The 11,589-nt window shown below is 34.7% G+C and carries 14 protein-coding genes; 9 read left to right on the top strand and 5 right to left on the bottom strand.

Features of this window, described 5'->3' with window-relative positions; all coding sequences use genetic code 11:
• A partial coding sequence (locus tag AC1DY0_RS14140; RefSeq protein ID WP_477189232.1) for a transposase occupies window positions 1-285 on the top strand: 285 nt, incomplete at its 5' end.
• Window positions 286-509: 224 nt separating this feature from the next.
• On the opposite strand, the gene AC1DY0_RS14135 is transcribed toward AC1DY0_RS14140, so the two are convergent.
• From AC1DY0_RS14135 to AC1DY0_RS14125, 3 genes are all read right to left on the bottom strand, one after another.
• A complete protein-coding gene (locus AC1DY0_RS14135; RefSeq protein ID WP_477189231.1) occupies window positions 510-1,031 on the bottom strand; it encodes a hypothetical protein in 522 nt (173 codons plus the stop codon).
• 398 nt (window positions 1,032-1,429) lie between these two features.
• Window positions 1,430-1,888: a YciI family protein gene (locus AC1DY0_RS14130; RefSeq protein ID WP_477189230.1), complete on the bottom strand. Its 459-nt coding sequence runs from the start codon at window positions 1,886-1,888 to the stop codon at window positions 1,430-1,432.
• A gap of 21 nt (window positions 1,889-1,909) precedes the next feature.
• The gene (locus AC1DY0_RS14125) at window positions 1,910-2,368 is read right to left on the bottom strand and encodes a DinB family protein (RefSeq protein ID WP_477189229.1); all 459 of its coding nucleotides are present in this window, start codon (window positions 2,366-2,368) and stop codon (window positions 1,910-1,912) included.
• A 150-nt stretch (window positions 2,369-2,518) separates the two neighbouring features.
• On the opposite strand from AC1DY0_RS14125, the gene AC1DY0_RS14120 reads away from it, so the two are divergent.
• The 8 genes from AC1DY0_RS14120 (at window position 2,519) to AC1DY0_RS14085 (ending at window position 9,408) form a co-directional block, all read left to right on the top strand.
• Window positions 2,519-4,678, top strand: coding sequence for a TonB-dependent receptor (locus AC1DY0_RS14120; protein ID WP_477189228.1), 2,160 nt, complete (start codon window positions 2,519-2,521; stop codon window positions 4,676-4,678).
• 284 nt (window positions 4,679-4,962) lie between these two features.
• Entirely contained in the window at window positions 4,963-5,376 is a 414-nt protein-coding gene (locus tag AC1DY0_RS14115; protein WP_477189227.1) for a DUF2141 domain-containing protein, read from the top strand.
• A 28-nt stretch (window positions 5,377-5,404) separates the two neighbouring features.
• Window positions 5,405-6,025, top strand: coding sequence for a tetratricopeptide repeat protein (locus AC1DY0_RS14110; protein ID WP_477189226.1), 621 nt, complete (start codon window positions 5,405-5,407; stop codon window positions 6,023-6,025).
• Window positions 6,026-6,049: 24 nt separating this feature from the next.
• Complete coding sequence (locus tag AC1DY0_RS14105; protein ID WP_477189225.1) at window positions 6,050-7,405, top strand: histidine kinase; 1,356 nt, start codon at window positions 6,050-6,052, stop codon at window positions 7,403-7,405.
• A 52-nt stretch (window positions 7,406-7,457) separates the two neighbouring features.
• Window positions 7,458-7,763, top strand: coding sequence for a 2TM domain-containing protein (locus tag AC1DY0_RS14100; protein ID WP_477189224.1), 306 nt, complete (start codon window positions 7,458-7,460; stop codon window positions 7,761-7,763).
• Window positions 7,764-7,784: 21 nt separating this feature from the next.
• A complete protein-coding gene (locus AC1DY0_RS14095; protein ID WP_477189223.1) occupies window positions 7,785-8,090 on the top strand; it encodes a 2TM domain-containing protein in 306 nt (101 codons plus the stop codon).
• Between the two features lie 126 nt (window positions 8,091-8,216).
• Window positions 8,217-8,570: a 2TM domain-containing protein gene (locus AC1DY0_RS14090; RefSeq protein ID WP_477189222.1), complete on the top strand. Its 354-nt coding sequence runs from the start codon at window positions 8,217-8,219 to the stop codon at window positions 8,568-8,570.
• A gap of 67 nt (window positions 8,571-8,637) precedes the next feature.
• Window positions 8,638-9,408, top strand: a complete 771-nt coding sequence (locus AC1DY0_RS14085) for a LytR/AlgR family response regulator transcription factor (protein WP_477189221.1) — start codon at window positions 8,638-8,640, stop codon at window positions 9,406-9,408.
• Window positions 9,409-9,500: 92 nt separating this feature from the next.
• Here the strand turns inward: AC1DY0_RS14085 and AC1DY0_RS14080 are convergent, their stop codons facing one another.
• Window positions 9,501-10,274 carry a CDP-alcohol phosphatidyltransferase family protein gene (locus AC1DY0_RS14080; RefSeq protein WP_477189220.1) on the bottom strand — a complete coding sequence of 258 codons (774 nt, stop codon included), beginning with the start codon at window positions 10,272-10,274 and terminating at the stop codon, window positions 9,501-9,503.
• Window positions 10,275-10,558: 284 nt separating this feature from the next.
• The gene (locus AC1DY0_RS14075) at window positions 10,559-11,578 is read right to left on the bottom strand and encodes a COX15/CtaA family protein (protein WP_477189219.1); all 1,020 of its coding nucleotides are present in this window, start codon (window positions 11,576-11,578) and stop codon (window positions 10,559-10,561) included.
• Between the last annotated feature and the right edge of the window lie 11 nt (window positions 11,579-11,589).

Here is an 11,589-nt window from a genome sequence, read left to right as displayed (position 1 = left end):
AAGCGGCAGGAAATCAACGAACACATCTTCGGGACTATTAAACGGCAATGGGGTTACAACCACACCAATTTAACGGGATTGGAAAAAGTAAACGGAGAACACAGCCTGATTATGCTGGTCTATAACATCAAACGCAGTATCAATATACTCGGCGTTCCCGATCTGATTGCTAAACTTCAAAAATGGAACTCACCCTACAAGGCAAAAGTCTTGTTTTTAATAAAAGTGATCTATTTAAAGCTAAATGCAAGGCACAATTTTTATCCGATAAAATTAGTAGCTTAAAAAAAGAGCCTTCTCAGAAGGCTTTATTTGAATTGTAGGATTGTAAAATTTGAAGATTTTGAGAAAAAAAAGAGGTTTTTTCACAGCCTGACGTCTTGGTACTACAGCGGGTTTGGGATTAAATTAAGCCCTATTTTCGGATTTGCCAAATCTTTCAAATACAATACCATTTTTCCATTAAGCCAAATGCCCAAATCCGTTGTAGTGGCTGTTACCGGCTGGCTTTATTTTAGCATATTAACTATTTTTTTCTGCATTCTAGATTTCGCACCAAAATCTAAAAAGCCACCTTTCGGATTTGAGTCAATACTTTTAACCGTTACAGCAATTGATTTATCTTCTGCTAAAAAATAAATTCTATAGCTATAATTCCAAAAGCTTTTTTTGAATTCAAATTGAATTGTATCTTCTTGTTTCAGAAAATTTTTGGCGTTTAATTTTTTATACAGCTTTTCTATTGTCTCATTATTTTCAACTGCTGTCATTCCATTGTGCCAATAGCTTATTTTAAGAGGATTTGCCAAAGCAAATATTCCGTAACAACCTAAAGCAAAAAGTGATATAAATACCATATAAAGAAAAATTATAATCAGAAAATTGGTTTTGGATAGATTTGACTCGAAGAGGCTATAAAACTTAACTTGAAAATATATCGAAAGAATTATTATAAAAATGCTCAATATATAATTAGCTATTAAGTCCGTCTTTTTCTGAGCTGTTATATTAGTGAATTCCTCTTTGGTCATTATTTTTAGTTTGTTTGTATGCTTGCCGGTAACTCGTTTATATACGATACAAACGTTCGTAAATACACCCGAAATGGGATAGATTGGAGAAGGTTTGTTTCGTTTTCTTCTTTTTTCAAATATAGAAATTTAAAATTACAAACCTACAAAGCGTAAATTTTGCCTATTTCATCAATTTTTATGCTCCGCCCAGTAAAATAAGGCATCCGAAGATAAAACAATGCCCTGATGCGAGCTTCGGACTGCCTGATACGAGCTTCGGAACGCCTGATGAATGCTTCGGAACGCCTGATACGATCATCGGACTCCCAATTACACTCTTCGGACAAGTTACTGCCTGCTTCGGATGCATTTTTATGATATTCGGAAGGTTTGTTCTATCATTTTAAACAAAAAAACTAGATTTTGTTTTTCGTTATTTTTTCGTGAACCTTCAATATTTCCTGTAATGCCGCAGTTCCGTACCAAGGTGTTAGTTCCGCTTCCAAAAGATTTGCTTTTACTGCTGGATCGGTGGCAACAAGTTCTTTTGCCTCTTCGATGGTACCGACATTAAAGATGTAAAGCCCTCGATAGTTTCTGTCATTTTTCATAAATGGCCCAGCCAAAGCCAATTTTCCTTCTTTTGCAAGTTTTGTTATATTGGCCATATGCCCTTTGAAAAGATTGTTTTTTTCTTGGTCGGTTGCAGTAGTATTGCTGCCGGTTTTCAAAATGCAAAACACATATTGTTTCATTCCGCGTTCATCTGCATTCAGGGATTTGGCAAGTTTTTCGTCATAATTGGGATTAGCTTCTTGTGCAAATCCAGCTGCAGCAACAAATAAAAATAAGATTGAAAAAATTCTATTTTTCATATGAATGTCTATTAATGAAAATTAAATTAACTTTTTGATAATAACAATTTGTCCTAAATGATAAACATCATGTTGGATTATTCCGTGAATATGCTCGTAATAGGAATGATTGTTATTGATGTATATTTTTTCTAAATCTTTGTCATCAAAATCCTCAAAAAAAGCATTCCACAATTCCTGCGATTTTGACAAATTTTGGAGTGATTGATGCCACGCCACTTCAGACGGATCTATTACGGGTACAAAATAATTATGGTCGGGAGTTGTGATTATTTCTCCTTGCATACGCCTTAAAATATTCCTTCTCCACTGTATGAGATGATTGACAATTTCCCAAATTGTGTTTAGATTGGGATTGATTTTCCTGTAAGCCTGTTCAGCAGTTACATCTTTTAAGGTGTTTGCCAAAGTGACCTCAAGCCACGGATTGCCATTATAAATGGACTGATATAGATTGGAAATTCGTTTGCTTTCTGACATATCAATGATTTTTTGCAATTCATAGCTAAGATACAAAATAAGTAATTGACAACTCATCCCTAATTTTCCGCAATTGGGTAAGAACAATTTCAATTCCCTTTTTTTCTGAATGACATTTGTCTCATCAAAATCATCAGAACCATCAGAACTATGAAAACCATTTTATTCGCATTCGTTTCTTTATTTAGTTTCACACTTTTTTCGCAAACCACTATTTCAGGTAAAATTGTCAATGAAAAAGGAGTTCCAATCGCAGGCGCCAATGTTTATATTGAAGGCAGCTATGATGGTGCTTCCTCATCCGAAAATGGTGATTTCGCATTTGCCACCACCGCAACTGGAAATCAAAATTTGGTGGCAAGTTCCTTGGTTTACGAAACTTCGAATACAGTAATCGATGTGGCTAATTTTCAAAACCAAATCATCAAACTTAAAGATAATGTCAACACTCTCGATGCCGTTATAATCACTGCGGGTTCTTTGGAATCTGGGAGCAAAGCCCGTATGTCTGTGTTAAAACCTTTGGACATTGTAACCACTGCAGGTTCTGTCGGGAACATTGTGGCTGCTCTTCAGTCTTTGCCAGGAACGCAGAATGTAGGTGAGGATGGAAGACTGTTTGTTCGTGGTGGTGAAGCCAATGAAACCCAAACTTATGTTGACGGAATGCGAGTGCCACAGCCTTATGGGGCAACTCCAAATAACTTACCAACTCGTAGCCGTTTTTCTCCTTTCCTTTTTAGCGGAATTTCCTTTTCTACAGGTGGATATTCTGCTGAGTATGGAGATGCTTTGTCAAGTGTTTTGCTTTTAAACACGATTGATGAACCAGATCAAAGTAAAACAGAAATTGGAGTGATGAGTGTTGGCGTTAGTCTCGGGAACACCCAAAAATGGACCAAAAGTTCTTTTAGTATCAATACTTCCTATATCAATTTGACTCCTTATCAGGCTCTTGTTCCGCAGGATGTGGAGTGGAAAAGCGCACCACAGTCTTTGTCCGGAGAAATGGTATACCGATACAATTTTGAAAGAGGAATTTTTAAGATGTATGCCGCTTTTGACGCTTCCCAGTATATCATTAAGCAAGAGAATATCAATTCGATTGACAAAATCACAGTCGATTCCAAAAACGATAATTTCTATCTTAATTCTTCATACAGCGGTTTTTTTGGAACCAATTGGAACATTACTGCCGGTTTGAGTTATGGCTATAATCAAGTGAAATCAGATATTGATTTGGACAACTATGGTAATGTGGAAAACGCCGTGAATATGAAGTTAAAATTGAAAAAGAACATCTCCAATCGTTTTAAATTGTCTTTTGGAGCCGATTATTTTATTACCCAATATGATGAAGATTTTACCCGAAATGCTGGAAACGCTTTTGATTATGGATATAATAACACCATTGGGGCATTATACACCGAAGCCGATATTTTCTTTTCGAAAAAGTTGGCAGCAAAAGTAGGGGTTCGCGCTTCCACAAATGATTTAACAAATGATAAATCTATTTCTCCAAGAATCTCGTTTGCTTACAAAATGGCAAAATTCAGCCAGTTGTCTTTTGCTTATGGGGATTTCTCTCAAACTCCAAGTGTCGAGTATATCAAGTTTTCTAAATTCAATCAGTTTGAGAGTGAAAAGGCTTCCCATTATATCTTGAATTACCAATACAGCAAAGAAGGTCGCACATTGAGAGCCGAAGCCTATTACAAAGATTATAGTAATCTGACTCGATTTGACAGCCCTGAAGTTGCCTACAATTCAATATTTACTAATGATGGAACGGGTTATGCCAAAGGTTTGGATTTATTTTGGAGAGACGGAAAAACCATCAAGAATCTAGAATATTGGGTTTCGTATTCGTATATCGATACCGAGCGTTTATATAAAAATTACCCAACTCAGGTGACTCCCAATTTTGTACCAAACAATAGTTTGTCGATAGTGACCAAATATTGGATTCCAGAATGGAAATCCCAACTGGGTTTCACTAATTCTTTTAGTACGGGAAGACCTTATAACAATCCGAACGAAACTCAATTTATGAATGGAAAAACAAAATCATACAACGATTTGAGTTTCAACTGGGCTTATTTGCTGACTACTCAGAAGATTTTGTATTTCTCGGTTTCCAATGTTTTAGGGGCAAATAATGTATACGGATATAATTATGCAGTTAGACCTGACGCCAGTGGAGAATACAGACGAAGCGCTATCAAACCAGCTGCGGATCGATTTTTCTTTATCGGTTTCTTTTGGACCATCAGCAAAAATAAAAACGACAATCAGTTGAAGAATCTTTAGAGGAAGGGGTTAATCGTTTAAAGGTTTAATCGTTTAAAATTGGATTTATTTTACCAATAGCAAATTTTGAATAGCCTCCAGCTTCAGCTGGAGAGATAAATGAATGAATGAGAGAAAGGCTTTAGCCAAAATAAATTAGGTTCACAACAGTTCATCTATTAAAATCAACAGTTCAGTTATTATAAATTTTAAAATGCTTACAACCAATATAAATTTGTTCAAGAATTAAATAAAAAAAATAAGAGTTTCAATAACCAATCAATCACAACTAAAAATCAAACATCATGTTAAAAATCATCACTACCCTCGCATTTTTTATTTGTAGCTTAATGTCAGCTCAAAATGTAAATCTTACCGTTTCTGTTTCGGGTTTAAAAAGCGATACAGGAGTTCTCAAAGTAGGTTTGTACAATTCAGATGGAACGTTTCTAAAATCAACTTACAAAAGCATTACTTCCGAAATTAAAAACAATGGCGCAACAGTAACTTTTGTTGGTATTCCAAAAGGAGAATATGGAATCTCTAGTTATCAAGACGAAAACAGCAACGGAAAATTAGACAAGAATATAATGGGAATCCCTTCCGAAGATTTTGCTTGCTCGAACGATGCAAAAGGATTTATGGGGCCACCAAAGTATGAAGATGCCAAATTCAGCATTAATAAAGATTCAAAAATAGACATCAAATACAATAACTAAAAAAAACAACCATTTAAGACCAATCAAAATGAAAAAGATTATCAGCACTATTGCATTATTTTTAGCTGTAATAAGTTCAGCTCAAACACAATTTGAACAAGGAATGACAAAGGCTTCGCAGCTTTGGAAAGAAGGAAAAATTACAGAAGCTTCGGCAATGTATGAGCGAATTGCTTCTGCTGAAAAAAATAACTGGTTGCCAAATTATTATGTTGCTTTAGTTAATACGACAGCTTCTTTTCAAACGCAAGACAAAACCCAAGCCAATGCTTTGCTTACCAAAGCGCAGAATGCCTTGGATACTGAAATGATAAAAGATCAAAACAATTCTGAGCTGTATGTAATGCAAGGTTTGATTTACACTGCTTGGGTTGTGATAGACCCGATGACAAACGCAATGAAATATTCATCTAAAGTTATGGAGGCTTACGCCAAAGCAAAAGCCATAAATCCAAATAATCCGAGAGCTGTTTTTGGTGAAGCAGATTATCAGTTAGGAGGAGCAAAATGGACAGGTGTTGATACAAAACCGCTTTGTGTACAAGTTGATAAAGCTATCGAACTTTTTGCTACTTTTAAACCGGAAACGCCTTTTTCTCCAAAATGGGGATTGGATAGAGCACTAGAAGCTCAGAAGAACTGTAAATAATTAAATTAATTTAAGCTGATTATAATGAAAGACTATAGAAATACATTTTCTGATTTAAAAAGTGGGACGATTACCTGTTTCAAGATTTCTATGGTTTTTACGGTTATTTTTTCAGCTTTATTGGGAAGTGATTTTAGTATACAAAATGTCTTAATAACGTTCTCTTTGAGCTGTTTGTATTCTTTTGGTTTGGGTTTTGGGAATGGTTTTTTAAATCATTTGCTTGACAAAAAATGGGATTGGCTCGAGCAAACCAATTTGAGGGTTTATTACGGGATTTTGGTTACTGTTTTGTACACAATTCCAGTTGTTTTGGGCATAAATTATATCATTTTTGTGGTTTTGCAAAAAATGTCCATAGATCAGTTTTTTAGTGAAAGGATGGTTTGGATTCATCTCTTTTATATCATTTTGTCATTAGGAGTTTCTGTTTTTATGCAAGCCAGAAGTTTTATGGTAAAATGGAAACAGGCCTCAAAAACTGAAGTAACTCAGCAAAGGATAATCGCTGGTACCGCCAATGCCAAGTTTGAAACCTTAAAAAATCAAATCGATCCGCATTTTCTTTTTAACAGTTTGAATGTATTGAGTTCATTGATTGAGGAAAATCCAGAAAATGCACAACGTTTTACCACTTCTTTGTCCAAAATATACCGTTATGTTTTGGAACAAAAAGACAAAGAACTGGTTTCGGTTGCCGAAGAATTGTCTTTTGCCAAAACGTATATGAATCTGTTGAAGATGAGGTTTGAGAATAGTTTGTTTTATGAATTGCCCGAAACAGTCATAAATCCAGATGCCAAAGTGGTGCCGCTTTCATTGCAGTTATTACTTGAAAATACAGTAAAGCACAATGTGGTTAGTGAACAAAAACCGTTGCACATCAGGATATTCATTGATGGGGATTATTTGGCAATTCAAAATGATTTTCAAAAGAAAGAAGTAATACAAAGTCGTCAAGGAGTAGGATTGCAAAATATTGTGGATCGCTACGGAATTATTACCAACAGAAAGGTATTGATCGAACAAAATGAAAAAACATTCACGGTTAAAATTCCTATTTTAACCAAACAAATCAGTGTTATGGAAACAACTTCAAAATATAGTGAAAATAGTGCTTACTACAGAGCTAAAAAGAGAGTAGAGCAGCTCCGAGGATTTTATGGAAATTTAATATGCTATTGTGTAATAATCCCGCTCTTGATTTTTATTAACCTTACGTTCTCACCAGGATTTCATTGGTTTTGGTTTTCGGCTGCAGGTTGGGGATTTGGGTTGATGATGCATGCGTTTCAAACCTTTGGTTATGGCGCAAATTGGGAGGAAAGAAAAATTAAAGAAATACTGAGCAAAGAGAACAGTAAGCAGAGCTGGAAATAATATTTAATAGAATCCTAAAAGATTTAAAGTTTAAATCTAAATTCAAGAAATCATGGAAAATCAATATACAGAAGAAGAACGCTATTTTAAAGCAAAAAAGAGAGTAGAGGAAATAAAGGGTTTTTATGGGAACCTGATTTCATATATCGTGGTAAATGGCTTTTTGATAGCCATAAACCTTATCACATCACCGCAGTATTTATGGTTTTTTTGGCCCCTGGGGTGGTGGGGAATAGGTGTCCTTTTTCACGGATTGAAAGTGTTTAATTATATGCCTTTCTTCAGTAAAGATTGGGAGGAACGAAAAATTAAAGAATTTATGGAAAAAGAAGAGCAAACAAAAAAAACGTGGGAATAACAGTTTAATAGAGCAACAGAAATGGAAACAAATTATATTGAAGAGGAACGTTATTATCAAGCTCAAAAAAGAGTAAAAGAAATTAAAGGTTTTTATCAGCATCTCACTGTTTATGTTCTCTGTAATCCAATTGTAATTGTTGTTAATCTTATGACTTCGCCAGGGTTTTTATATTTTATATTTTGCTTGTTGGGCTGGGGTATAGCGATAGTTTTGCATGGATTAAAAGCGTTTGATTACTCCCCTTTTTTTAATAAAGAATGGGAGGAACAAAAAATTAAGGAAATTATTGAAAAAGAAGAACAGTCAAAAAAATCATGGGAATAACTATTTGGAGTTACTAAGTAACTAAGTTTCTAAGATCCTAAGTCTTAAAAAAAGCGACTCAATTTAGATGTAATTCTTAGCAACTTAGTGCCTTTGAAACTTAGAATCTAATAAAAAACACACACAATGGGAAGATATAGAAAACAGTTATTTGAAAATTTTCAAGATGAAAATTTCAATCCAGACGCCAGATATGAAATGGCTTATAAAAGAGTAAAGAGAATTAAAGGGTTTTATGTGCATGCATTGGTTTATGTTCTCGTAAATGGATTTATAATAGCGTCTAGATGTTATAAAAACAATTTTGGAGGTGAAATCTTTTTCGGATGGGAAATTTTTTCAACCCCTTTCTTTTGGGGACTTGGATTATTAGCACATGGATTATCTGTTTTTGGCAGAAATATATTTTTTAGTGACGATTGGGAAGAAAAGAAAATCAAAGAGATAATGGATAAAGACAAAAGTCAAAAGTGGGAGTGAGAAGTAGAAATTAGTTGGCAGAAAATAGTTAGCAGAAATCAGTAAATCTAAAATCTACAATTTTAAAATGACCACAATAATAATAGAAGACGAAAAACCGGCGGCAAGATTATTACAACGTAAACTCGAAAAAATAAATGTTCAGGTAGAAGTGATGCTTCATTCTGTTGAAGAAGCCCTGAGTTGGTTTTCTGAAAATGAGCATCCCGATTTGATTTTTTTGGACATCCAATTATCGGATGGTTTGTCATTTGAAATCTTCGAAAAAACAGACATAAAAAGTGCTGTAATTTTTACGACTGCTTATGATGAATATGCATTGCGCGCATTCAAATTAAACAGCATTGATTACCTTTTGAAACCCATCGACGAAGATGATTTGGAAGTGGCTGTTTTGAAATTTAAAGACCGTTTTAAAATTTCAAAAACAAATGGAAATGAATCCATGCAATTGGATTTTGAACAGATCAGAAAAATGCTTTCCAACCCATTTGAAAAAACATTCAAAAAAAGATTTACCGTAAAAATAGGGCAGCACCTCAAGGTGATTTCAACCGATGAAATCGAATGTTTTTTTAGCGAAAATAAGGGGACATATATTCATACTTTCGACAACCGAAATTATTTAATGGACTGCACTTTGGAAGTTTTGGAGCAGGAATTAGACACTGTAGATTTTTATAGAATCAGTAGAAAATTCATTATTCCGTTAAAGGCGATAAAGGAAATTGTAGTGTACAGCAACTCCAGATTAAAGATTATTTTGCCTACTTATAAGGAGGATGAGGTGATTGTAAGCCGGGAAAAGGTGTCGGATTTTAAAAATTGGATAAGTTAAAAATAACTTCAAATTATTATTGATATAATGTATTTTAAAATGCTGAATTTATGTAAGTTAGTATTTGTGTATAGATTTTGTTTATGATGGTTTTAAGGCCGTATAAATGCTTTTCTAATGGCTATTAGTACAAAAATTAGTGAAGAGTAAATGATAAAGAACGGGGCGATGTATTCTATCCTATTTAAAGAAAGCAAAACAGCAATTATCAATAGTTGAAATCCCAATCCATAAATTGAAAGTATGGTCATGAACCAATTTGGGAATGATTTTACCTTGCAGGCCTCTTTGTCCAAAGCGTGAATAATCTTGTCGAAAGCACCATAAACGATAGTGTAAATTTTAAACAAAATATCGACTGATTTTTGACTTTCACCTGGTAATGCTCGAGGCGATTCATCTTCGAAAATTTGACTTGTTGCATCCCCTCCAGCTGATTTATTTCTCAAAATCACATAGTAATAATTGTATAAAGTGCCTTGCAATTGTATTCCAATAAATGCCAAAAAGGTAATCCAAAAAGTAGTTTTTGAGACATAACAAATGGTCATCAAAATCATAAAATTTAGGATAATGTCAAACACGCTATCGAGGTATCTTCCGGTATATGATGGCGTTTTTTTTATGCGTGCAAGTTCACCATCAGCGGCATCAATTATCGATTTTAAAATGATAAAAAAGGAGGCTGTAAAGAAGTGATTTTGTAAAATGCAATAGATAGCAATCAAGCCCGAAATGCCAAAAAGGAGGGTTACGTGTATGGGGGTAAAACGAGTACTTTTTAATTGGTTTGCAAATATTCGTGCAAGTGGTCTCCCGTAATCGGATAAATCGAGAAATTGATATTGAGGAGCAAGTTTAGACATTTTGACGAAAAACAGGAAGGTTAGATAATAAAGTTTAATACAAAAATAACCTTATTTTAACGGAGTTCGTCAAAACTCGAAAAAACATTAGATAATGAGCAGTTAGGTTATGTCTCCAAAAAAGAGACTATCCCAGCTCTTTAGCCCTGATGGAAGCGGTATCTCCCGATTTAGAAAAACAAGGCTTTTTTGCCGTAGTTTTTGTTAATCGGGAAATATAGTGGACAGCAGGAACGATGCCCGCCGATAAAGCCTATTGTTTCGCTCCTTATTTTTAAAATAATTTATTTGCTTAGTCGATGCAAGGTGTAAGTCATTGCAGTCAACAGAAAGAATGCGTTGACTTGGTGAGATAGGCCCAGCCAAAGCGGTACGTTGCACAATAATGTGTAAACTCCTAAAATAAATTGCAGGAAGACAATTATTACCAAAGCATTTAATCCGTTTTGTTGTTGAGTGTTGAGGTTGTATTTTTTGCCTTTGAAATAAAGGAATAAAATGAATCCCACCACAAAGTATGCTAATGTTCTATGAACGAACTGCACACCGCTTTTTCCTTCGACCAAGTTCAGAAAGAGTGTTTTTTGCTCAATAAAGACACTGTCGTGAATGAATTGTCCGTCGCTCATCATTGGCCAGTGGTTGTGGACTAGTCCTGCATTTAAACCTGCGACAAAGCCTCCGTAGATGATTTGCAAAAGCAAAAGAATCAATGTGATTCGGGCTATTTTTTTCAAAGGAACAATTGCCGCTTTTCTATCTGGATATATTAGGTCCAATGCCACCCAAAGTGTGTAGGCGAAAGTGATAAAGGCAAATGTAAGGTGTAAGGAAAGTCTAAAATGGCTTACGTCTGGATTGTCAACCAAACCGCTTTTTACCATAAACCAACCAAAAAAACCTTGTAAAGCTCCCATTCCAAGTAGAACAAAGCATTTGTTTAAAGTGGCTTTGTCAATTTTTTTCTTGATTAGGAAATAAAAGAAAGGAACGATGAAAACTAGGCCAATTATTCTTCCGATGAAACGGTGAAACCATTCCCAGAAATAGATAAACTTATAGTCGGATAGTGTGAAATCGTTATGGATATTAATTTTTTGGTATTCTGGAAATTGCTTGTATCGGTCGAAAGCTTCTTGCCATTTGGCTTCAGTAAGGGGAGGAAGGGTGTCGGTTACTAAATGCCAATCGGTCATGGATAAACCGGAATTTGTCAATCGGGTGATACCACCCACAACAACCATTATGAACACTAAAAAGCACCCCGATAGGAGCCAGATTATTACGGATTTATTATTTTTCATTTTTAATTATG

The sequence above is a fragment of the Flavobacterium sp. P1_E4 genome, assembly GCF_056405915.1.
Note: the sequence above shows the minus strand (reverse complement) of the source record. Positions and strands in the feature narration are given on the sequence as shown.